The sequence below is a fragment of the Mycolicibacterium phocaicum genome (assembly GCF_010731115.1).
Classification (GTDB): Bacteria; Actinomycetota; Actinomycetes; order Mycobacteriales; family Mycobacteriaceae; genus Mycobacterium; species Mycobacterium phocaicum.
The window spans coordinates 5,653,810-5,675,822 of the sequence record NZ_AP022616.1 but is presented as its reverse complement, the minus strand read 5'-3'; the positions used below and the strand labels follow the sequence as shown (position 1 = coordinate 5,675,822).

19 protein-coding genes are annotated in these 22,013 nt (G+C 69.7%); 8 read left to right on the top strand and 11 right to left on the bottom strand.

Features of this window, described 5'->3' with window-relative positions:
• The first annotated feature begins 27 nt into the window (after positions 1–27).
• Complete coding sequence (locus tag G6N46_RS27330) at positions 28–435, top strand: DoxX family protein (protein ID WP_138250029.1); 408 nt, start codon at positions 28–30, stop codon at positions 433–435.
• Here the strand turns inward: G6N46_RS27330 and G6N46_RS27325 are convergent.
• Entirely contained in the window at positions 418–3,675 is a 3,258-nt protein-coding gene (locus tag G6N46_RS27325; RefSeq protein WP_138250030.1) for an ATP-dependent helicase, read from the bottom strand. The two genes, G6N46_RS27330 and G6N46_RS27325, sit on opposite strands and share 18 nt — an antisense overlap.
• A complete protein-coding gene (locus G6N46_RS27320) occupies positions 3,666–6,803 on the bottom strand; it encodes an ATP-dependent helicase (protein ID WP_138250031.1) in 3,138 nt (1,045 codons plus the stop codon). The genes G6N46_RS27325 and G6N46_RS27320 overlap by 10 nt, the downstream gene beginning before the upstream one ends.
• A gap of 90 nt (positions 6,804–6,893) precedes the next feature.
• Here G6N46_RS27320 and G6N46_RS27315 point away from each other — a divergent pair, with 90 nt between their 5' ends.
• Positions 6,894–7,679 carry an alpha/beta fold hydrolase gene (locus G6N46_RS27315; RefSeq protein WP_138250032.1) on the top strand — a complete coding sequence of 262 codons (786 nt, stop codon included), beginning with the start codon at positions 6,894–6,896 and terminating at the stop codon, positions 7,677–7,679.
• Positions 7,680–7,695: 16 nt separating this feature from the next.
• Positions 7,696–7,992: an MGMT family protein gene (locus G6N46_RS27310; RefSeq protein WP_138250033.1), complete on the top strand. Its 297-nt coding sequence runs from the start codon at positions 7,696–7,698 to the stop codon at positions 7,990–7,992.
• An 8-nt stretch (positions 7,993–8,000) separates the two neighbouring features.
• Here G6N46_RS27310 and G6N46_RS27305 read toward each other — a convergent pair whose 3' ends face one another.
• From G6N46_RS27305 to G6N46_RS27280, 6 genes are all read right to left on the bottom strand, one after another.
• Positions 8,001–8,960, bottom strand: coding sequence for an isopenicillin N synthase family dioxygenase (locus G6N46_RS27305; protein ID WP_138250034.1), 960 nt, complete (start codon positions 8,958–8,960; stop codon positions 8,001–8,003).
• The gene (locus G6N46_RS27300; protein ID WP_138250035.1) at positions 8,957–9,397 is read right to left on the bottom strand and encodes a nucleoside deaminase; all 441 of its coding nucleotides are present in this window, start codon (positions 9,395–9,397) and stop codon (positions 8,957–8,959) included. The genes G6N46_RS27305 and G6N46_RS27300 overlap by 4 nt, the downstream gene beginning before the upstream one ends.
• Entirely contained in the window at positions 9,394–10,788 is a 1,395-nt protein-coding gene (locus G6N46_RS27295) for a purine-cytosine permease family protein (RefSeq protein WP_138250036.1), read from the bottom strand. The genes G6N46_RS27300 and G6N46_RS27295 overlap by 4 nt, the downstream gene beginning before the upstream one ends.
• A gap of 57 nt (positions 10,789–10,845) precedes the next feature.
• Positions 10,846–11,700 (bottom strand): TIGR02569 family protein, encoded by an 855-nt coding sequence (locus G6N46_RS27290; RefSeq protein ID WP_138250037.1) that lies wholly within the window; start codon positions 11,698–11,700, stop codon positions 10,846–10,848.
• A gap of 36 nt (positions 11,701–11,736) precedes the next feature.
• A complete protein-coding gene (moeZ, locus tag G6N46_RS27285) occupies positions 11,737–12,942 on the bottom strand; it encodes an adenylyltransferase/sulfurtransferase MoeZ (protein WP_138250038.1) in 1,206 nt (401 codons plus the stop codon).
• Positions 12,943–13,068: 126 nt separating this feature from the next.
• The gene (locus G6N46_RS27280) at positions 13,069–14,115 is read right to left on the bottom strand and encodes a DUF3152 domain-containing protein (protein ID WP_138250039.1); all 1,047 of its coding nucleotides are present in this window, start codon (positions 14,113–14,115) and stop codon (positions 13,069–13,071) included.
• A gap of 257 nt (positions 14,116–14,372) precedes the next feature.
• Between G6N46_RS27280 and G6N46_RS27275 the strand changes: the two genes are divergently transcribed.
• Positions 14,373–15,050, top strand: coding sequence for an HTH-type transcriptional activator FasR (locus G6N46_RS27275; RefSeq protein WP_064860825.1), 678 nt, complete (start codon positions 14,373–14,375; stop codon positions 15,048–15,050).
• 67 nt (positions 15,051–15,117) lie between these two features.
• On the opposite strand, the gene G6N46_RS27270 is transcribed toward G6N46_RS27275, so the two are convergent.
• Positions 15,118–15,354: a DUF3107 domain-containing protein gene (locus G6N46_RS27270; protein WP_135355331.1), complete on the bottom strand. Its 237-nt coding sequence runs from the start codon at positions 15,352–15,354 to the stop codon at positions 15,118–15,120.
• Between the two features lie 348 nt (positions 15,355–15,702).
• Between G6N46_RS27270 and G6N46_RS27265 the strand changes: the two genes are divergently transcribed.
• Positions 15,703–16,641: a hypothetical protein gene (locus G6N46_RS27265; protein ID WP_138250040.1), complete on the top strand. Its 939-nt coding sequence runs from the start codon at positions 15,703–15,705 to the stop codon at positions 16,639–16,641.
• 33 nt (positions 16,642–16,674) lie between these two features.
• Here the strand turns inward: G6N46_RS27265 and G6N46_RS27260 are convergent, their stop codons facing one another.
• Positions 16,675–17,376 (bottom strand): ferritin-like fold-containing protein, encoded by a 702-nt coding sequence (locus G6N46_RS27260; protein ID WP_133426878.1) that lies wholly within the window; start codon positions 17,374–17,376, stop codon positions 16,675–16,677.
• 336 nt (positions 17,377–17,712) lie between these two features.
• Between G6N46_RS27260 and G6N46_RS27255 the strand changes: the two genes are divergently transcribed.
• Both G6N46_RS27255 and G6N46_RS27250 read left to right on the top strand, forming a co-directional pair.
• Positions 17,713–19,266, top strand: a complete 1,554-nt coding sequence (locus tag G6N46_RS27255; protein WP_138250041.1) for a DEAD/DEAH box helicase — start codon at positions 17,713–17,715, stop codon at positions 19,264–19,266.
• A 20-nt stretch (positions 19,267–19,286) separates the two neighbouring features.
• Entirely contained in the window at positions 19,287–20,501 is a 1,215-nt protein-coding gene (locus tag G6N46_RS27250; RefSeq protein WP_138250042.1) for an Rv3212 family protein, read from the top strand.
• 9 nt (positions 20,502–20,510) lie between these two features.
• Here the strand turns inward: G6N46_RS27250 and G6N46_RS27245 are convergent, their stop codons facing one another.
• Complete coding sequence (locus tag G6N46_RS27245; RefSeq protein WP_064860829.1) at positions 20,511–21,314, bottom strand: ParA family protein; 804 nt, start codon at positions 21,312–21,314, stop codon at positions 20,511–20,513.
• Positions 21,315–21,364: 50 nt separating this feature from the next.
• Between G6N46_RS27245 and G6N46_RS27240 the strand changes: the two genes are divergently transcribed.
• Positions 21,365–22,000: an acid phosphatase gene (locus tag G6N46_RS27240; protein ID WP_174814096.1), complete on the top strand. Its 636-nt coding sequence runs from the start codon at positions 21,365–21,367 to the stop codon at positions 21,998–22,000.
• Positions 22,001–22,013: the final 13 nt, after the last annotated feature.

Below are 22,013 nucleotides of genomic sequence, written 5' to 3'. Positions count from 1 at the left end.
GACGGCTCGGCACAGCACTATGTAACCATGACCGCCGCCAACAGCACTGACAACACCACCGCCAGCCAGGCTCCCGCGTACCGGATGGGCGCGCTGCTCGTCGGCATGGGCGCCCTGCATTTCGCCGCGCCCAAGCCTTTCGACGGCATCGTCCCGGAGGAACTGCCCGGCACGGCCCGGTTCTACACCTATGCGTCCGGCGTCGCCGAGGTCGCGACCGGCGCCGCGCTCCTGCTGCCGCGTACCCGGAAACTGGGCGCGCTGGCCGCTGTCGCACTTTTCCTCAGCGTGTTCCCGGCGAACGTCAACATGGTCCGGCTGTGGTGGCCCAAGGGCTGGCCGGCCCGCATCGTGGCACTGGCCCGGCTGCCGTTGCAGGTGCCGATGGTGACCCAGGCGCTCAAGGTCTACCGCAACTCACCCCAGACGAACTAGGCCCGCCAGCTCGTCGGCGCCGGGCAGGTCGGTGGGTGCCACCGTCTGCCCGGCGCGCACGTAGTGGAAGACCGCCCGCACCGAATCGACGGGCACCCCCTGGATGGACGACCAGGCCAGGCGGTACACCGCGAGCTGAATGGCCTTGTTGCGCAGGGTTTCCTGGGTCGACGGCGGATCTCCGGTCTTCCAGTCCAGCACGGTGTAACCACCGTCGGCGTCGGCGAACACCGCGTCGATACGGCCGCGGATCACCCGGTCGCCGATCACCATGTCGAACGGCACCTCGATGTCGGTCGGGGTGCGGACCGCCCACTCCGAGAGGGCGAACGCGGCCTGCAGGTCTGCCAGCTCCTCGGCGACGGCCTGCCCCAGCTCGGCGTCGACCGCACCGGGCAGATCGTCGAGGTCGAACAGCCGCTCGGCGGAGAAGTACCGCTGCACCCAGTCGTGGAACGCAGTGCCCAGCAGCGCCTGCGGGTCGGGCCGGGCGGGCAGCCGTCGCTGCAGCCGCTGCAGTGCGCCGGACCGGTCACTACCCAGGTCGACCAATGTGCTCACCGACAACTGCGGCGGCAGCTCGAGCGGACCGCGCTCCTGTGCCCGTTCCCGCTCGGCCAGCAGCGCGTCCACGTCGGCGGCCCAACCGTGCCGGTCGTCGTGCTCCTCGGCTTCTGCGGTGAGCGCGGCAGCCACCAGGGCCGCACCCCGGTCGACGTCACCGCGACGGGAGCCCGCCGGGTCGACGGGCCATGAGCATTCGACGACGTTGTCCCGCAACGGGTTGACGGCATTCTCGGCGGGTGCGGGCGCCCACTGTTCGATCTCGCCGCAGGGGTCGCCCTCCTGCGCTGCCCGGTCGATGATGTCGCGCATCTCGATGAGGAAGTCGGAGGGCCCCGCGGGTTTCGCGGCCGTCGTCCCCCAGTGGTACCCGGACAGCAGCAGCGTGTCCTCGGCGCGAGTGAGGGCCACGTAGAGCAGGCGGCGTTCCTCATCGGTGCGCCGCTGCGCGAGCAGGTCTTTGTGCGCGGCGATCTTGTCCGCCAACATCTTCCGGTCGTAGACGTCAGAGGTGTCGAGCACCGGCACCCCATGTTCGGACAGCTCGGCGCGGTCGCCGCGCAGCAACGGCGGCAGGTCCCCCGCATCGGTCAGCCAGGTGCGCTGCGACGCGGTGGACGGGAACACCCGGGCCACCAGGTGCGGAACCGCGACGATCTGCCATTCCAGTCCCTTGGCCGCGTGCACCGTCAGGATCTGTACCCGGTCCGAGGCCACCGTCACCTGCGCCGGGGCCAGCCCGTTCTCCACCTCGGCGGCCGCCGTCAGATACGCCAGCAATCCGGCGATGGGCGCGGACGTCTCGGCGTCACCGGCCGGCCGCGCGGCGTATCCCGCGACCACATCGGCGAAGGCATCGAGATGCTCGGTGCCGCGCCAACCCTCGGAAACGCCACTGGCCGCGCGGGTTTCGGCGTCGATCCCGAGGACTCGACGCACCTCGGCGACGAGATCCGGGAGCGGCTGATGCAGGTGTGCGCGCAGCTGGCTCAGTTCGGCGGCCAGGGCCAGCAGCCGGCGATGCCCTTCGGGTGAGTAGCGGTCGGCCGGGCCGGGATCGCTGATCGCGTCGGCCAGGCAGGCGTGGTCGGCGTCGGGGGCGACCTGTGCGACGGCCTGCTCGGCGGGCGACCCGGACGTCCGCGCGGCGTCGGGCACGTCGAGTTCGGCGGCGCGGCGCCAGAGTGCGGCCAGATCCGCGGCGCCGAACCGCCATCGCGGGCTGGTGAGCACCCGCATCGCGGCGACGCCGGCGGTCGGCTCGGCCACGAGGCGCAGCATCGCGACCACGTCGGCGACCTCGGGAATGGCCAGCAGCCCGGCCAGACCGACCACCTCGACCGGCACGCCGCGGGCGGTCAGCGCCTCGGCGATCGGCGCGGCGTCGGCGTTGCGGCGCACCAGGACCGCGGCCGTCGGCACCGGCTCCCCTGCGGCCACGGCACCGTGGTACCGGCGGGCCAGGTGGTCGGCCACCCAATCGCGTTCGGCGACAACATCATCCAGCAAGGCGCACTGGATGGTTCCCGGCTCGGCGCCCGGCCGCGGCAGCAGTTCGCGCACGCTGACGCTGCGGCGCCGGGCCTCGGCGGAGACCTCGTTGGCCAGCCTGAGCGCGCGCGGCGGGTTGCGCCAACTGGTCCGCAGTTCCAGGGTCGGGGCCGGTGAGCCGTCCGACAGCCGGAAGTCGGTGGTGAACCGGGGCAGGTTCGTGGCCGACGCGCCGCGCCAGCCGTAGATCGACTGGATGGGGTCACCCACCGCTGTCAGTGCCAGGGCGTCGTCGACGCCACCGCCGAACAACGACGAGAGCGCGACCCGCTGGGCGTGTCCGGTGTCCTGGTACTCGTCGAGCAGGACCACGCGGTACCGCTCCCGCAGTTGCGCACCGACCTGTGGAAACTGCTCGGCCAGACGGGCCGCGGCGGACATCTGGGTGCCGAAGTCCATCACCTGTGCATCGCGCATCCGCTGGTGCACCGCATCGATCAGCGGCACGAGTTCGGCCCGCTCGGTCTGGGTGGCCAGCAGATTCAGCAGCCACTGGGTTGGTCCACCGCGCTGGCCGGGTCCCGCCGGAAGGGTGTGGATGAGCCGTTCGAGCTCGTGATGGGTGTCGCGTACGGCGTCGGTGTCGACGAGATGCTCGGACAGTTGGCCCGCCAGGCGCAGCACCATCTGGGTGATGGCGGCCGGCGACTTGTCGGTGTCCAGGCGGCCCGGGAAGTCGGACACCACGCGAAAAGCCAACTGCCACATCTCGGTTTCGGTGACCAGCCGGGTGGCGGGCTCGATGGGCAGCAGCAGCCCGTACTCGCGCAGCAAGGTACCCGCGAAGGCGTGATAGGTGCTGACGGTGGCGTGCTCGTCGGCGAGCGAGACACCGGGCAGCAGACCCGAACCCGCCAAGCGGGCCAGCCGGGTGCGCACGCGGCGCAACAACTGCCCGGCGGCCTTGCGGGTGAAGGTCAGGCCGAGGACCTGTGACGGGGTGGCGTAGCCGTTGGCCACCAGCCACACCACGCGGGCGGCCATGGTCTCGGTCTTCCCGGCGCCGGCACCGGCGATCACCACCAGCGGTCCGGGCGGTGCGGCGATGACCGCGGCCTGCTCATCGGTCGGGGTGAACAGCCCGAGCGCCTCGGCGAGGTCGGCGGGGCTGTAGGTCACGGGCATGCCCCCTTCGTACCCTGTGCCGGGCACATGGCCCGCACCGGGCACGTCGCACACCCGGAACCGGCGCGCGCGACGAAATGCGGTCCGGCCGTCGCCGCGGCGGCATCGGTGACCCGCTGCCGCCACTGCGCTTGCGCCGACTCCCCCATCGGATCCTGCTCACGTTCGGTGGCGCCGCTCTTGGCGGGTTTGGCCGGATACACCAGCCGGCCGCCACCGGGCTGATCACCATGCGGCACAACGCCTTCGGCGATGGCCAGCTGATACAGCGCGAGCTGGGCGTGCTGCTGGGCGTCGGCCTTGGTGGCCGGACTCTTGCCGGTCTTGACGTCGACCACGACCAGGCGGCCGTCGCGGTCACGTTCCAGCCGGTCGATGCGTCCCTTCACCTGTACCTGCGGGCCGTCCGGCGAATCGGCGATGGTGCCGGCGACCTCGAGTTCGGTGCCGACCTCGGTGAGCTCGCCGCGGCTCTCCTGCCGCCACGTCGTGAACGTCGCCAGCATGGCGCGGTACCGCTCCAGCTCGTTGTCGGCATACCAGTTCGAGTCGAAAGGCAGTTGCTGCCAGACTTTTTCGAGGTCACCCCGCAGCTGGGCCTCGCTGCGACCGGAATCGGCGACCAGGGCGTGCACCAGGGAGCCCAGCGCCGACCGCAGGTCGCGGCCGTCGCTGCCGCCGTGGCGCTCCAGCATCCAGCGCAGCGGGCAGTCAGTCAGGGTCTGCACCGTCGACGGCGACACCGTGACGACGTGGTCGTCGCCCGACCACAGCGGCTCGGCAGTGGACAGCTCCGTGCTGGCGTACCACTGCGCCGGGTCGGCGCCCGGCACGCCCACTTGCGCCAGCCGCGCCAATTGCGCTGCCGCACAAAGCCGATCGGTTTCCTCGACCGCGCCGTCGGGGGCGCACACCACCGACCGCAACCGGCCGACCAGAGCCGCCGGTGACAACACCGCGGGCGCGTGGACCGGCGACTCGTCGGCGTCGGGGTCGGTACCGCCGGCCAGGGCCGCCAGCTCCTCGAAGAAGGTCGACGGCAGCAGCGCCTCGTCGCCGTTGTCGCTGTCGACGGCCGTCACCAGCACCCGGTGGCGGGCCCGTCCCAACGCGGCGACCAGCAGCCGCCGTTCCTCGGCCAGCAGCGGCGCCGTGGCCGACATGCCGCGGACGTCACCCACACCGTCGACGATGTCGAGCAGCTGCTGGGTCCCGAGCACACCTCCGCGCGGAGCGGTGTTGGGCCACAACCCTTCCTGAAGTCCCGCGATGACCACGAAATCCCATTCCCGCCCGAGCGCGGCATGTGCACTGAGCACCGCCACCTCGTCGGCCTCGGCGCGTTCGGGGGCCGACCCCGACCAAGACAAGGCGCGGACGTGGTCGATCAGGCCGGCGAGGGATGCGGCCGCGGTACGGGCCACGTACTGATCGGCGGTGTCGAACAGCGCGGTGACGGCATCCAGATCGGCATTGGCCGCCACCCCGGCCGCACCCGGACGCCCGGCCGCGGCCTGCCACCGGCGCGACAACCCGCTGGCGTGCCAGGCCTGCCACAGCACGAACCGTGGATCCTGGCCCGCTGTCGCCGACCGGCGGGCCGCGTCGAGGACCGCGCGGACGCGGCGCACCGGGCGGGCCAGCTGGTCGGGCAAGGGCTGTTCGCCGCCGCCGGTCAGCGCCTCGACGAGCAGCGCACCGAACTCGCGGCCGCTGTCGTCGGCCCGGCGCAGCGCGCGCCGCAACTGGCGCAGCGACACCGGGTCGACCCGGCCGATGGGACCGGTGAGCAGGGTCAGGGCCCGCTCGCCGGTCAGCTGGTCGGCGACACAGTCCAGCACCGTGAGCAGCGCGCCCACCGCCGGATGCTGGGCCGGCGGCGCGATGCCGGCCTGCTGCTGCACCGGCACTCCGGCGGCGCTCAGCGCCCGGGCCAGCGCTGTCCCGGCGCGCGGCACCGACCGTACGATGACGGCCATCTGCGACCACGGCACGCCGTCGACCAGGTGCGCGCGGCGCAGTGCGTCGGCGATGAGTGCGGACTCGGCGTGCGGCGAACCCGCGACGCGCACCGCCAGCGAGCCGAGCTCGTCCGTCGTCGCCGGTATCAGGGCCCGGGAGGCGTCCACGCCGGGCAGCCGCCGCGCGATGGCCGCGACCGCGCCGGCCACCGCGGGCGAGCACCGGTAGGACTCGGTCAGCACCACCTGCGGCTGGTCCTCGGGGCCGTACAGCAGCGTCGGCTCGGCACCGCGGTAGCCGAACACCGTCTGGCTCGGGTCACCGGCGATGACCGTCAGCTGCGCACCCGCGGCCAGCACCCGCACCAACAACGCGGCCTGCGGGTCCAGATGCTGCGCATCGTCGACGAGCAACAGCTTGATGCGGGAACGTTCGGCGTCCAGCAGCGCGGGGTCGACGGCGAAGGCCTCGAGCGCGGCGCCGACCAACTCGGCCGCACCCAGCGCCGGGACCGTCGCCTGCGGGGCCGCCATGCCGACGGCGCTGCGCAGCAGCATCACCTGCTCGTAGACCTGCGCGAACCGGGCGGCGGCCACCCACTCCGGATGGCCGGCCTTGCGGCCGATCCGGCGCAGATCGGCCGGGTCGACGCCCCGTTCGGTGCAACGTGCCAGCAGGTCGCGCAATTCGGTCGCGAATCCGGCGGTGCCCAATGCCGGCCGCAGGTGCAGCGGCCAGTCCACGCTCGCGTCGTCGCCGTCCTCGAGGTCACCGGCCAGGAGTTCGCGGATGATGCCGTCCTGCTCGGCGCTGGTGATCAGCCGCGGCGGCGGGTCACCAGCACGCTGGGCCGCCTGCCGCAGCACCGCGAAAGCGTAGGAGTGCAGGGTGCGCACCAGGGGCTCGCGGGTGACCTGGCCGGTATCGCCGAGCAGCGCCGAGGTGATGGCCCCGCGGACGCGGCTGCACAGCCGTGCCGAACCCGTGAGCAGCAGCACCGACTCCGGATCGGTTCCAGCCGCGATATGCGTTGCCGCCGTGCGGATCAGCAGCTCGGTCTTCCCGGTTCCGGGGCCGCCCAGCACCCGCACGACACCACGCTGCCCGGGCTCGGTCAGGGCATTAACCGAGCCGGGCGCGGTGAGTGCGGAGTGCGGGGCGGCCATGACTGGAATGCAATCACGGGGGTACGACAAGTCCGAGGCGACCGGCGGGGTCCGGCGACGGGACGGTCCGCGTCTGGCAGCATCAACGGGGTGAGCTTGCAGGTGTACCGCTACGGACCGGCACGGCCGGCACAGATCCTGGCCCTGCACGGCCTGACCGGCCACGGAAAGCGCTGGCAGACACTGGCGGACGAGCATCTGCCCGAATATGCCGTGCTGGCCCCCGACCTTCTGGGACATGGTCATTCGTCGTGGGCGGCGCCGTGGAACATCGACGAGAACGTCGCGGCCCTGGCGGCCCTGCTTCACGACGAAGCCGACGGGCCGGTGGTCGTGGTGGCGCATTCGTTCGGCGGCGCGATAGCGCTCAATCTCGCTGCCGCTCACCCGAATCTCGTATCGGGCCTGGTGCTGCTGGACCCGGCGACCGGGCTGGACGGCAGCTGGATGAGCGAGATCGCCGACGCCATGCTCGGCTCCCCCGACTACCCCGACCGGCAGGAGGCCCACGCCGAGAAGGTGAACGGATCGTGGGGTGAGGTCTCCACGAAGTACCCCGGCGAACTCGAGCGCGATCTGGACGAACACCTCGTCGCACTGCCGGGTGGGCGCGTCGGCTGGCGGATCAGCCTGCCGGCCATGATGTCGTACTGGAGTGAGCTGGCCCGCCCGATTGTGTTGCCACAGCAGGGCACACCGACGACGTTGGTCCTCGCCAAGCGCACCCATCCGGCCTACGTCACCGGCGAACTGGTGTCCGGTTTGCAGGCGCGCCTGGGCGCCGATTTCGTGTTGACCGAGTTCGACTGCGACCACATGGTGCCGCACGCCATGCCCGCCGAAACCGCCGACGTGATCCGGCGGCACCTGGTCTGATCATGGTTTCCTGATCATGGCGAAAGTCACCGACGAACAGGTGGAGAAGGTCCGGGACCTCGTCGCCTCGATTCCGTCCGGCCGGGTGTCGACCTACGGCGACATCGCCGACGCCGCAGAGCTTTCCAGCCCGCGGATCGTCGGCTGGATCATGCGGACGGATTCCTCGGATCTGCCCTGGCACCGGGTGATCTCCGCATCGGGCCGACCGGCGCCGCATCTCGCGACGCGGCAGTTGGAAAGGCTTCGCGCCGAAGGGGTTCTGGCGGACGACGGCCGGGTTCGGTTGCGGCAGTACCGGCACGAGTTCTGAGGTTGTGCTCAACCCACGGTGATGGCGTCCAACCGTTCCTTGATGAACTCCGCGGAGACCACCGGCGCCAGCCCGGACACCGCGCCGATGGGCGGCGGCAACGGGGTGATCAGCGCATCGTGGTTGGCCTCGTAGAAGTAGATCAGCGACACCAGGTCTTCTTCGGGTGCGTGCGGTTGCGGCGGCAGCACGCGATGCCGGCCGGACGGCCAGCGTCGTCCGCTCCAATACTCCAGCAGGTCACCGATGTTCACCGTCAGCGCGCCGGGTTCCCACGGCGCGTCCTGCCAGCCCTCGGCGTCGGAATACACCTGCAGCCCGCCGGCGCCCGGCTCGCGGTCGAGCACGGTGACGGTGCCGAAATCGGTGTGCGGCCCGATGCGGAACTGACCGGGCTCGGGTTCACCCACCACGCTCACCGGTGGGTAGTGGTTGATGTTCATCGTCCAGGTCGGCCGATCCGCCAGCGCGGCAAAAGGATTCGCCGGCAACCCCAGCGCGTGCGCGAACAGGGCCAGCAGATCGTCGGACAGCCGGCGCATCTGGGCGGTGTAGTCATCCACCAGCGTCTGCAACGCGGGCACCTCGGCGGGCCAGACGTTGGGGGCGAACCAGATTCGATCCACCTCCGGATCCCCCGTCGCGGTTTCCGCGCCCAGACTGAAACTCTCCTTGAGATCGGGTGGCGTCTCGGTGCCCTCGGCGTAACCGTTGGCCTCGGCGCCCGGGCCGATCCACCCGTGACCGCCGACCGGCACCGCATACCGCCGCTTCACCTCGGCGGACAACGCGAAGAACTCCCGACTGGCCGCCCGGACCGCAGCCGCCAGACCCTGGTCCACCCCGTGACCGGTGACCACGATGAAACCGGCCCGCTGCAGACCCTCATCGACTTCGGCGGCCAACGCGTCGGCCTCGGATCCACCGGCATACCAGCGGGAGAGGTCCACCGTCGCAATGGCACTCATTCGCCGATGTCCTCCGCCCACAATTCGGGACGGGCGCTGATGAACTCCGCCATCATCGCCACGCACCGCTCGTCGTCCAGAACCGTAACCGCCACACCATGTTCGGCCAGCCAATCGTGACCACCGTGGAACGTGCGGGCCTCCCCTATCACCACCGCGCCGATGCCGAACTGCCGCACCAGGCCGCTGCAATACCAGCACGGCGAGAGCGTCGTCACCATGACGGTCGAGCCGTAGCCGCGCTGACGCCCGGCCGCACGGAACGCGTCGGTCTCGGCGTGCACCGAGGGGTCACCGTCCTGCACCCGGCGGTTGTGGCCCGCACCCAGGAGTTCACCATCGGCCCGGAACAGCGCCGCACCGATCGGAATACCGCCTTCGGCCAACCCATTTCGTGCTTCGGCGACCGCGACGTCGAGCATCTCCTCGGGGGTCATGCGGCGGCACATTCCGCGGCGATCTTCTTTCGACACAGCACCAGGTACGCGGCACCGGCGATGACGAAGCCGACGAAGAAGGTGATGTCACCGAGCTTCGGCACCACCCGGGCGACAAAGCCGACGAACTTCTCCTGGTTGGAGAACAACAGCACCGAGAGGCTCAGTCCCAGTGCGAAGGACAGCAGCCCCGGCCAGTTCGAATACGAGCGGTCGTACAGATATCCGGCGATCTGCTGCCCGCGGCGGAGGTACTGATCGGCGAAGACCACACCCAGCCAGGGTCCGATCCAGTAGGCGATCACCAGTAGAAACGCTTCATAGCTGTGCGCGGCATCGGGCAACGCCCACCACGCGATCAGGAAACCCGCCACGCCGAAGAAGACGGTCACCAGCGCCCGCGCGATGTGTGGCGGCAACGTGATCCCGGTGGTCACGAAAGCCATTGCCCCGGAATAGATATTGAGGGCATTGGCGGCGATCGCACCGACCGCGATGGCCAACAGCGTCGCCTTGGCCAGCCACGGCGCCAGCTCGGCGGTGAACGACGCCGTCGGGTTGCCCAGGCTCGCCGCGCCGAACGTCGTCGACGCCGCCCCGACGATCTCCAGGACCACACACGAGACGAACAACCCGGTGGAGGCGAAGAAGCCCGTCGCGAATGGGGACACTGCCGAGGGCAGATAGCGGGTGTAGTCCGCGGCGTACGGTGTCCAGCCGGCCGCGTACCCGAACGCGGTGCCGACGGTGAGCAGGAAGCCCCCGAGCCCGCCGACCCCACCCGACGGCGCCGGCGCACCCAGATCCGCGTGCGCGAAAATTCCCACCGCTGCCGCGCCGAAAACGATGGCGAGCGCCGGGAACGACCACCGCTCGAACGCCTGCACCAGGTTGTGGCCGAAGAACGCGAACGCGGTCTGCACCACCACGATGATGATCAGGCCGACCAGCGGTCCGAAGCCGAACAGGGTGGACAACGCGAACGCACCGCTGACACTGTTGGTGGCGAACCAACCGACCCCCGCGGTGATCGACATCAATGTCGCGGGCAGAGCATTACCCTTGAACCCGAACGCCATTCGGCCCAGCACCATCTGCGGCACGCCGTGCAGCGGTCCGCGCGCGGACAGGAAATAGTGCGCGATCGCACCCAGCCCGGTACCGATGATGATTCCGACGACCGCCTGCCAGAAGCTCATACCGAACGCCAGGACGGCCAGCATGCCGACGAACACCGTCGCGAATTCCATGTTGGGCGACGTCCACGTCCAGAACAGCTGACTCGGCTTGCCGTGCCGGTCCGCCTCCGCGATGAACTCGTTGCCACCGGGCTCGACCGCAGCGATCCGGTCTTTGTAGGTTCCGTCGGTGGTGGGTTCGACAGCCGTCATGCGAGGTAACTTTCCCACCGAACGGCGCATGCTGCCATTCGAAAGCCGGCGCGCCGGCTACAGCACCAGGCGGACCAGGGCTGCGGTGCGCGCCAAACCCGGGAAGGCCGCCGCCGTCGACCGCGGGTGCAGCGCATGCACCGCGAGCCGGAAGATCAAGGCGCGCAACAACATCTGCGGCCATTCCGGCAGCGACGCCCAACGTTCGATGAGACCGTCGTCGGCCTCGCCCCACGACAGCGCGTCGACGACGACCACACCCGCGGCCCACGACGCCGGGCGCCAGTACGGCGTGATGTCGGTGATGCCCGGCGCGGCGGTACCAGCGAACAGCACGGTGCCGTAGAGGTCGCCGTGCACCAGCTGGCTCGGGTTGCGGGTCGGCTTGCGCAGGGACGCAAGCTGATTGATCAGTTCGACCGAACGGCGGCCGTCGGTGGTGGCGGGCGCCACCCGCGAACCGGGCGGCAACGACTGCAGTGGCCGGTCTTCCCAGGCGGCACGGTCGGCGGCGATGAAAACGTCGACGTCGCTCCACGGCACCGCGGGCGGCTGCGTCAGGAAGCGCGGACGCTCGAGCTTGGCCGTCGCCTCGTGCAGACGCACCGCCGCCGAGACGATCTCGTCGTGCCGCGGTTCCGGGGTCCCGGTGACGAACGTGTCGGCGCGCCAGCCGGCCACGACGTAGCGGCCATCGGTGGCGCGCACCGGACGGGCCAGCCGGACACCGTCCACGAACAGCGTCTCGCGCACCTTGGCCGACCAGGAGGCCCGCGCGTTGTCGGCGACCATGGACAGCACCACCTCGCCGCAGCGCCAGCCGCCCTCCCAGCTCGAGCCGAGCGGCACCGGCCGGAGACCGGTCAGGCCGAACGCCGTGAGCACATGTTCGGGAGGACGGTCGACGGTCACCCGATCAGACTAAGGTGTGCCCGGCCAGACCTGACGTCAGTACATGACCATGTCGGGCTCGAGTTGCCGCGCCCAGGCCACGATGCCGCCCTGCAGGTGCAGCGCGTCGGCGAATCCGGCCTGTTTGAGCGCGAGCAGGGCCTCGGCCGAGCGGATGCCGGTCTTGCAGTACAGCACCGCGATTCGGTCCTGCGGCACACGGGCCAGCCCGGCCCCGGAGTCGAGCGTCGACTTGGGGATCAGTTCGGCGCCCTCGATGTGGTTGATGGCCCACTCCGCGGGTTCGCGCACGTCGATGAGCGCGACGGGCTTGCCGGCGTCGATCATGTCCCGCAGCTCCAGCGGCGTCACCGTCGAATCGGCTGCCGCCTCGGCCGCCGCATCGGAGACCACGCCGCAGAACGCGTCGTAGTCGATGAGTTCGGTGATCTTCGGCGTCGCCGGGTCCTTGCGAATCGCGATGGTGCGGTAGGTCATGTCGAGGGCGTCGTAGATCATCAGGCGGCCCAGCAGCGGTGTGCCGATGCCGGTGATGAGCTTGATGGCCTCGGTGCCCATCACCGAGGCGACCGAGGCGCAGAGAATTCCCAGCACGCCGCCCTCGGCGCACGACGGCACCGTGCCCGGGGCCGGCGGTTCCGGGTAGAGGTCGCGGTAGTTCAGTCCGCGCCCGTCGGGGGCGTCCTCCCAGAACACCGACACCTGGCCGGAGAACCGGTAGATCGAGCCCCACACGTACGGCTTGTGCGCGAGCACCGCGGCGTCGTTGACGAGGTAGCGGGTCGCGAAGTTGTCAGTGCCGTCCAGGATCAGGTCGTACTGCTCGAAAAGCGGCACCGCATTGTCGGTGTCGAGCCGGAACTCGTGCAGATTGACGGTGACCAGTGGATTGATCTCCAGGATCGAATCGCGGGCGCTGAGGGCCTTGGACCGGCCGACGTCGGACTGGCCGTGGATGATCTGGCGCTGCAGGTTGGATTCATCGACGACGTCGAACTCGACGATGCCGATGGTGCCGACGCCGGCCGCCGCGAGGTACAGCAGGGTCGGGGACCCCAGTCCCCCGGCGCCGATGACGAGCACCCGCGCGTTCTTGAGCCGCTTCTGCCCGTCGACGCCGAAGTCGGGGATGATCAGGTGGCGGCTGTACCGCGCCACCTCGTCGCGGGTGAGTTCGGCCGCCGGCTGCACCAGCGGCGGCAAGGAGCTGTCTTCCTCCTCGCGTGCGGACGGGGATGCCATGCCCTCAACAGTAATCAGCGACTCCGCATGACATTTCGGGGCCGCTCGCGGACCGCGAGGGTGCGCTACGTGTACGCGAAATGCGGCGTGTTGCCGAACAGACACGGCCGCTCGCGCCAAAGGCGGTCAGGGGATCGGGTACGGCCAGGAGTTGACGTGGCAGGTCTTGCCGTCGGGCTTGACCGACTCCGGGTCGAACTTGGCGTCGTCGTTGTTGTTGGTAGAGAAGGTCTGCTGCATCATGATCGGCGCCAGGCCGCCGTTGTCGCCGCAGGGCTCGTGCATCCGGAAGCCGAGGGCGTGCCCGACCTCGTGGTTGATCAGGTACTGGCGGTACGAGCCGATGTCACCCTGGAACGGCACGGCGCCGCGCACCCAGCGCGCCTCGTTGATGAACACGCGGGACTGGGCCTTGCCGCCGTCGGCCGGGAAGTACGCCGGGTTGAAGCACGACGACTCCAGCTGGATGTCGTAGCCGCAGCCCTCGCGCACCGTCATCGGCGAGGTCAGCGACACCCGGAAATCAGGCTGCTCCGGCGACGACGCGTCGAGCCGCGTGAAGGCGAACTTCCCGTCGTGCGTCCAGCTCTTCGGGTTGGCGAGGGTTTCGGCGACCATCCGGGCAAACGCTTCGTCGCCGCCGAAGCTGGTGGTGTCGACGCCGTCCTCCACCTCGACGGTGTAGGTCACCGCCTTGGTGGTGCCCTGACCGATCTTGCCGGTGGTGCCCGGCACGATGTGCCAGGCCTTGGCGCCGGCCTCGGTGAACGGCCCGCCGTCGGGGAGGATGCCGGTGGGCAGGTTGACGTCGAACTGGGTCAGGCCCTTGGGCGGTGCGCCGACGATCGCGGTGCTGGCCGAGTTGATGGTGGGTTGGCCGACCATCGGTACGTGCGGGTGCGCGGGTGTGACCGGTGTCGGACCGGAGATGCTCTGGTAGACCACGATTCCGGTGACGACGGCAAGGGCAGGCAGGGCGTACGCGCGCCACCCGTAGGTGGATACGAAGCGACCCAGCCAGGACTGCTTGCGCCACTGCTGCCGGTCGTCCCGGTTGGACCGCAGCCGTCCGGAGTCCTCGGCCACCGGATCCCGCTGCGCACGCAAGGGCTCACGCCACTCATTGCGCACCACAGGGACGCGACCGGTGCCTCGGCCCGGGTCGTAGGTCACCGAACCAGGATGGCATAGAGCTGCGCGTACGCCGGTAATGGCACGCCACCGGGTGTTCAAGTGGGACCGGACACAATCGCCGAACCGCTGGTAGCACGCGAATGCCGCGAACTAACGGTAGTAGTGTCGTGGCGATAAACTGCCGGGTCGGTCAACCTGAACAACAAGTCGGGCGGCCATGAACAGCAGGGTCCGGACCGGTCCCTGAACAGTTGGTCACGGACATGTGTGCCGGACAATGCCAGATTGAGGACGTGATGAGCGAGGTTGCCAACACCTCAGACGCCAAAGGCACGCAAGCCGGAACCGACGGTGCGCAGGGCGGCCCGACCACGAATCGACGGGGCAACCGGCTGCCTCGCGACGAACGGCGCGGCCAGCTGCTGATCGCGGCAAGCGACGTCTTCGTGGACCGCGGCTATCACGCCGCCGGCATGGATGAGATCGCCGAGCGCGCCGGCGTCAGCAAACCCGTCCTGTACCAACACTTTTCGTCGAAGCTGGAGCTGTACCTGGCGGTGCTGCAGCGGCATGTGGACAACCTGCTGCAGGGCGTGCGCGGAGCGCTCAGCGCCACCACCGACAACCGGCTGCGCCTGCGGGCGGCCGTCGAGGCCTTCTTCGACTTCATCGAACACGACAGCCAGGGCTACCGGCTGATCTTCGAGAACGACTACGTCACCGAGCCGCAGGTGTCGGCACAGGTCAAGGTGGCCACCGATTCGTGCACCGACGCGGTGTTCGACCTGGTGAGCAGCGATTCCGGGCTGGAACCCCATCGGGCCCGGATGATCGCCGTCGGCCTGGTCGCCATCAGCGTCGACTGTGCCCGCTACTGGATCAACAACGACCGGCCGATCTCGAAGGACGCGGCCGTCGACGGCACGGTGCAGTTCGCGTGGGGCGGACTGTCACACGTTCCACTCACCCGCTGACACGGCCGGCACAAAAAACTGCCCCCTTCCGCGTGGAAGGAGGCAGCTTTTTGCGTACGGGCGGAAATCAGTCCTTGCCGGTGACGCCGAAGCCGACCCGGCGGACGTCGGCCGCACCGATCTCGACGTAGGCGATCTTGGCGGTCTGCACCAGGAACCGGCGGCCCTTCTCGTCGGTCAGCGCGAGCACGCCCGAATCCTGACCGAGCGCGTCGGTCACCAACTTCTCCACTTCCTCGGGAGTCTGCGCGCTGTTGAGGAACAGTTCGCGCGGGCTGTCGGTGACACCGATCTTGACCTCCACGCTGACCCCTTTCATTCGTTTTCAAGACTTCAGTCGAGCTGCTATCGAACTCTCCCCAGGAGGCTAGTGGACGACGACGGCCGGGGTACCCGGGGGCACGTTCGCCTGTAGGCGAATCAGCGCGCGGGACCGTTGGACGCCGCCGGCGAGGTCACGACGTCGTCACAGTTGCCGGCCCGGAAACGCCGCCGGACGGCACTGCTTTTCGAGGTCGCGACGGGTCGTCGCGGCGGGGTCGACCGAACCGAGTCCCGACCGTTATCAGGCGGCCAGCGAGCCGAGCTCATCCGTAACTTCTGCACCATTAGCATCGACGAGGTAAGTGATACTCGACCGGGGAAAGTCGCCATGAGCAGGACATATTCGCGATATTCAACACCGTCGGGGGCGTCCACCGGCAGCTACGGGGACACCCCGAGCTACGAGGGCTACGACCGCGGTTACAGCTACGGCTCCAGCACCGCGTACGGCAGTGGGTACGGCAGCACCGACTACAGCAGCGACCGCAGCCACTCGTACGGTTCGTACAGCTCGTACGGTTCGGCCACCGATCTGGCCGACCGACCGGCGCGCGAGTACACCAGCACCTACGGCGACACCGATCGGTTCACCGCGTCCGATGCGGGCTACACCGACGCGGACGCCGACGCGGCATATGACGACTACGACGACGAGATCTACGAGTACGACGAAGGCATCGACCGGCGCTGGGTGTGGGTGGCCGGCGTCGCCGGTGCCATCCTGCTCGTCGCCGTCATCTGCACCGTCGTGATCCTCGGCGGCGGCGACAGCGGACCTGTCACCGCGCCGATCACCCCGCCCAGCACCAGCCAGTCGGCGACGCCGACCGCCTCCGCCGCGCCGTCGGCGGCTCCGCGCCCCCGAGTGACGGCGGCGCCGCCCACCGCGTCACTGGCACCCGAGACCGTCACGACCGTCACCCCGACCGCGGCGGCGCCCACACCCGCCGAGGCCGTCCCGCCGGCCGACCCCGCGGCGGTGCCCGCGGCACCGCTGCCGAACACGGTCACGTACCGCATCACGGGCAACAAGTCGCTCCTGGACCTCGTGACGGTGATCTACACCGACGGGCAGGGTGCGCTGCAGACGGATGTGAACGTGGCGCTGCCGTGGGCCAAGACGGTCACGCTGAACCCGGGCGTCACGCTGAGTTCGGTGACCGCAACCAGCGTCACCGGTCAGCTGAACTGCTCGATCAGCGACGGTTCCGGCCAGGCGGTCGCCATGCAGACCAACAACACGATGATCACGACCTGCACGAAGTAATCACCGCGGCACGACAGAACCGGGTGTGTGAGCTCAGCCGAGGCCGAGTTCGCGCACCCGGTTCTTGTGTGTCTCCTGCAGGCGCTCGAAGAACTCGGTCATCTGGGTCAGGCCCTCGCCGCTGGACAGCACCAGGTCGACGAGCTCGTCATGCTCGGCCATCACGAACTGCGCCTGGGTGATCGCCTCTCCCAGCAGCCGCCGCGACCACAACGCCAGCCGGTGCCGCTGCCGGTCGCTCGCGCCGACCGCGGCCCGCACCTCGGCCACCACGAACTGGGAGTGCCCGGTTTCCGACAGCACCGCGCGCACCACGTCGGCGGCCTCGGCGGGCAGCGAACCGGCGATCTCGAGGTAGAAATCCGCCGCGAGGGCGTCGCCGACGTACGTCTTGACGAGCGCTTCGAGCCACGTGCTCGGCGTGGTCAGTCGGTGGTAGTTCTCCAGTGCCGGAGCGTATTTCGTCATCGCCGGGACGACGTCGACGCCGCGGCGCAGCAGCGCGTCGCGCAATACGTCGAAGTGCCCCATCTCAGCGGCGGCCATGCGCGCCAGGTTGATGCGGCCGGCCAGATTCGGCGCCATGCGCGCCTCCTCGGTCAGCCGGTAGAACGCGGCGACCTCTCCGTAGGCCAACAAGGCGAACAACTCGTTGACACCGGGATGGTCGCCGGACACCGCCGGCTGCACCGGAGTTGCCGTCTGCTCGGGCCGCGCCTGGGACGTCGAAGGCATGGCCCCAACTGTAGACCGCGACTCGCGTCACAGCCGACCGGCGATGCGACCAGCTACAATGGTCTCGGCTGTAGCCAGTTCCGAGCAAGTTCCGGATCCGAGAAGGGTCCGGCGCGGGCAACGCGCAACCGGCCACGACCAAGGAAATGTGCGTGCACGTGTTGGCCCGCCTCCATCCGCGACCGACGCGGTAGGCGGTTCTCCAGCTCGCCGGAACATCCGGCTGAATCGGCAGAATCGCCCCGAGGGCCCAAGTGTTGATCGTCAGACTCGTGCGCGCGTGGACAAACAGCGAGCACTGACTCCGATGACACTGGAAGGCATCCACGCCACCTCATGACCGCATTGACTGCAAAGACAACCGAAGAAAAAACATTCGCTGACCTCGGCGTTCGGGACGAGATCGTCCGGGCGCTCGCCGAAGACGGCAAGGCCCACCCGTTCGCCATCCAGGAACTGACCATGCCCCTGGCGCTGGCGGGCGACGACCTGATCGGCCAGGCCCGCACCGGCATGGGCAAGACCCTGGCGTTCGGCGTGCCGCTGCTGCACCGCGTCGCCTCTGACGCCGCGCTGCCGCTGACCGGCACCCCCCGCGCGCTCGTCGTCGTCCCCACCCGCGAGCTCTGCATCCAGGTCTACGGCGACCTCACTATGGCCAGCAAACACCTCAAGGCCGGCGAGAACGGGGAACGCAAACTCCGCGTCGAGGCCATCTACGGCGGCCGACCCTACGAGCCGCAGATCGAGGCCCTGCAGCAGGGCGTCGACGTCATCGTCGGCACCCCGGGCCGGCTCCTTGACCTGGCTCAGCAGGGTCACCTGCAGCTCGGTGGCCTGAGCGTCCTGGTCCTCGACGAGGCCGACGAGATGCTGGACCTGGGCTTCCTGCCCGACATCGAGCGCATCCTGCGGCTGACCCCGGACTCCCGCCAGGCCATGCTCTTCTCGGCGACCATGCCGGACCCGATCATCACGCTGGCGCGCACCTTCATGAACCAGCCGACGCACATCCGGGCCGAGGCCCCGCACTCGGCGGCCACCCACGACACCACCAAGCAGTACGTCTACCGCGCCCACGCGCTGGACAAGGTCGAGATGGTCAGCCGCATCCTGCAGGCCAACGGCCGCGGCGCCACCATGATCTTCACCCGCACCAAGCGCACCGCGCAGAAGGTGTCCGACGAGCTCGCCGAGCGCGGCTTCAAGGTCGGCGCCGTCCACGGTGACCTGGGCCAGATCGCCCGCGAGAAGGCGCTCAAGTCCTTCCGCAACAGCGACATCGACGTGCTGGTCGCGACCGACGTCGCCGCCCGCGGCATCGACATCGACGACATCACGCACGTCATCAACTACCAGATCCCCGAGGACGAGCAGTCCTACGTGCACCGGATCGGCCGTACCGGCCGCGCCGGCAAGACCGGTATCGCCGTCACGCTGGTCGACTGGGACGAGCTGACCCGCTGGGCGCTCATCGACAAGGCCCTGAACCTGGACTGCCCGGACCCGGCCGAGACCTACTCGCGCTCGCCGCACCTGTACGAAGAGCTGGACATCCCGACCGATGTCACCGGCTCGATCGGCGCCTCGCGCGCCAAGCCCGCCAAGAAGTCGGCCTCTGACCCCGAGCTCAAGCGCGAGTCGAGCGCCGACAAGGACCGCCCGGCCCGCAGCCGCAGCCGGTCGCGCCGCCGCACCCGCGCCGGGGAAACGGCCACCGGTCATGTCGAGGCGTCCGGTGCCGCCGAGGGCGACACCCCCGCCGAAGCCGGTGCGCCCACCGGCGACACGCCCGCCGAGTCGACCCATTCGGGTCGTCGCCGCCGGCGTCGTCGTCCGAGCAAGGCCGGCGCAGAGGCCGCGGCCGTCGCCGCACCTGCAGCCGAATAGCCGCAGGTCGTCGGCGCCCTATGGTCAAACCGGAACGACGTACCAAAGCTGATCTGATCGCCGCCGCGGCCATCGTTGTGGTGGTCGCGGTCGGCGCCGCGCTGATCTGGTGGAACAGCGACGCGCGGGCCACCGTCAGCCGGCCCGCCGAGCGTCCCGTCCCGGCGTTGCACGCCGCGAAGACAGTGCCCACGACGCTGCGCGAACTGTGGACCGCGGCCAGCGGCAAGACCACCCAGCCGGCGGTCGTCGGCGGCGTCGTGGTGACCGGCGACGGCGACGAGATGCTGGGCCGGGACCCGGCCACCGGCAGCACCGTCTGGAGCTACTCCCGCGGCCGCGAACTGTGCGGCGTCACCACCGTGTACCAGTACGCGGTGGCGGTGTACCCCGACGACCGCGGCTGTGGGCAGGCGAGCGCGGTCGACGCGAGCACCGGTCGACGCGGACCCGCCCGCAGCAGCCTGGCCGACGCCGAAGTGAAGCTGTCCACCGACGGGACGACGATCCTGTCGTACGGAGACAGCCGCCTCGAGCAGTGGCGCTCGGACCTGGTGCGCATGATCAGCTACGGCTACCTCGACGCCATCGTGAAACCCGGTGTGCCGGCCTCTCCCCTGTGCCGGTTGACCTCCGCCGCGGCTAGCCCGGCGTCGGTGGCCGTCATGGAGGCCTGCCCCAAGCAGAACGACCTGCGGTTGACGCTGCTCAAGGCCGCCAAGGAAGAAGACCAGCCGGACGTCAAGCGGGTGGCGTTGCCCGGTGTGAGTGTGGACTCCGACGCCCAGGTGATCGCGGTGTCCGAGACCAAGGCGGCCATCTACGTGCCGACGCCGCAGCCGTGCGTGAACATCGTCGACGAAACCGGCAACACCATCGCCAGCACGCTGCTGCCGCATGCGCCGACACCGGTGACCGCGACGACCCGCGTCGGTGACGTCGTCACCTGGTACACCGGCGACTCGGTGCTGGTTTTCGACGCCAACGGGCTGCGCTACAAGTACACCGTCAGCGCACAGGGCGGACAGGCGCCGATCGGCCCGGCGACCATGCTGGCCGGCCATCTGCTGGTTCCGGTGACCAGCGGCTACGACACGTTCGACGCCCAGAGCGGCGCCGGCCAGACGCACATCGCGCTGGCCAGGCAACCGGTCAACACCGCGGTGATCCCGGCCCTGGCCGGTTCCGTGCTGCTGGAACAGCGCGGCAGCCAGTTGGTGGCGTTGGGTCAGTGACCCGCGGGGTCACACCTCAGGAGTGAAGACCGGCAGCGCCTTGTTCTTCTTCCAGTGCTTCAGCAGCGACTGCGCCAGTTCGCGATAAGCGATGGCGCCCTTGTTCTTTCGGCCTGCGAGCACCGACGAACCCGAGGCGCTGGCCTCGGCGAACCGCACCGTGCGCGGGATCGGCGGGGCGAGCACCACGAGGCTGTAGCGGTCTGCCACATCGAGCAGGACGTCACGGCTGTGGGTGGTGCGGGCGTCGTACAGCGTGGGCAGCGCGCCCAGCAGCCGCAGGTCCGGGTTGGTGATCTGCTGCACGTCGTTGACGGTCCGCAGGAACTGGCCGACACCGCGGTGGGCCAACGTCTCGCATTGCAGCGGTACGACGACGTCGCCCGCGGCGGTCAGGCCGTTGAGCGTCAGCACGCCGAGTGACGGCGGGCAGTCGATGATGACCACATCAAACTGGTCGGCGACCTTCGCCAGCGCGCGCTTGAGCGCGTACTCGCGGCCGGCCCGCATCAACAGCATCGCTTCGGCTCCGGCCAGGTCGATGTTGGCCGGCAGCAGGGTCATGCCCTCGGCGGTCGAGACCAGCGCGACGTCGGGTTCCACGTCGCCGAGCAGCACCTCGTGCACCGAGACCGGCAGCTTGTCGGGATCCTGGCCGAGAGAGAAGGTCAGGCAGCCCTGCGGATCGAGGTCCACGAGCAGAACGCGCTGCCCTTCCTCGGTCAGCGCTGCACCCAGCGACGCCACTGTCGTCGTTTTTGCGACCCCACCTTTTTGGTTGGCGACCGCAAGTACCCGTGTCACGGTGCCCATCCTGACACGCGGCCATGTGGCACCGCTCACCGTGGGGCAGAATCTCGGGCGTGAGTATTGGCGTCGACCCGGCAGGCGAACTGCTGACACACCGGCTGCTATTGCTTCGCCACGGCCAGACCGAATGGTCGCGCTGCGGCCGGCACACCGGACGCACCGACCTCGAACTGACCGAGGAAGGCCTGCAGCAGGCCCGCAGCGCCGCATCAGCGCTGGCCGAACTGAAGCTCGACGACCCCTTGGTGATCAGCAGCCCGCGGCGGCGGGCCGTGGTGACAGCAGAACTCGCCGGGCTGGACGTCGCCGAGACCACCGAACTGCTGGCCGAGTGGGACTACGGCGACTACGAGGGCCTGACGACGCCGCAGATTCGCGAGCAGGTCCCCGACTGGCTGGTGTGGACGCACGGCTGCCCCGGCGGCGAGAGCCTGGCCGACGTCAGTGCCCGCGCCGACCGCGCCGTCGCGCTGGCCCTGGAGCACATGGCGACGCGCGACGTGGTGTTCGTCGGGCACGGCCACTTCTCCCGCGCCGTGATGACGCGGTGGATGGAACTTCCGGTGACCGACGGCATCCGCATCTCCATGGCGGCGGCCTCGATCTCGGTGTGCGGCTTCGAGCACGGCGTGCGCCAGTTGGTCGCGCTCGGTCTCACCGGCCACCCCAACCCGTGCCTGCCCGAGTGACCCCAGTTTTCGT

Coding starts and splice junctions, on each gene's coding strand:
- G6N46_RS27260 (WP_133426878.1), bottom strand. CDS start 17,376: ATGCCTTCGACGTCCCAGGCGCGGCCCGAGCAGACGGCAACTCCGGTG.
- G6N46_RS27245 (WP_064860829.1), bottom strand. CDS start 21,314: ATGGGCACCGTGACACGGGTACTTGCGGTCGCCAACCAAAAAGGTGGG.
- G6N46_RS27305 (WP_138250034.1), bottom strand. CDS start 8,960: ATGAGTGCCATTGCGACGGTGGACCTCTCCCGCTGGTATGCCGGTGGA.
- G6N46_RS27330 (WP_138250029.1), top strand. CDS start 28: ATGACCGCCGCCAACAGCACTGACAACACCACCGCCAGCCAGGCTCCC.
- G6N46_RS27320 (WP_138250031.1), bottom strand. CDS start 6,803: ATGGCCGCCCCGCACTCCGCACTCACCGCGCCCGGCTCGGTTAATGCC.
- G6N46_RS27325 (WP_138250030.1), bottom strand. CDS start 3,675: ATGCCCGTGACCTACAGCCCCGCCGACCTCGCCGAGGCGCTCGGGCTG.
- G6N46_RS27295 (WP_138250036.1), bottom strand. CDS start 10,788: ATGACGGCTGTCGAACCCACCACCGACGGAACCTACAAAGACCGGATC.
- moeZ (WP_138250038.1), bottom strand. CDS start 12,942: ATGGCATCCCCGTCCGCACGCGAGGAGGAAGACAGCTCCTTGCCGCCG.
- G6N46_RS27265 (WP_138250040.1), top strand. CDS start 15,703: ATGAGCAGGACATATTCGCGATATTCAACACCGTCGGGGGCGTCCACC.
- G6N46_RS27310 (WP_138250033.1), top strand. CDS start 7,696: ATGGCGAAAGTCACCGACGAACAGGTGGAGAAGGTCCGGGACCTCGTC.
- G6N46_RS27275 (WP_064860825.1), top strand. CDS start 14,373: ATGAGCGAGGTTGCCAACACCTCAGACGCCAAAGGCACGCAAGCCGGA.
- G6N46_RS27255 (WP_138250041.1), top strand. CDS start 17,713: ATGACCGCATTGACTGCAAAGACAACCGAAGAAAAAACATTCGCTGAC.
- G6N46_RS27250 (WP_138250042.1), top strand. CDS start 19,287: ATGGTCAAACCGGAACGACGTACCAAAGCTGATCTGATCGCCGCCGCG.
- G6N46_RS27300 (WP_138250035.1), bottom strand. CDS start 9,397: ATGACCCCCGAGGAGATGCTCGACGTCGCGGTCGCCGAAGCACGAAAT.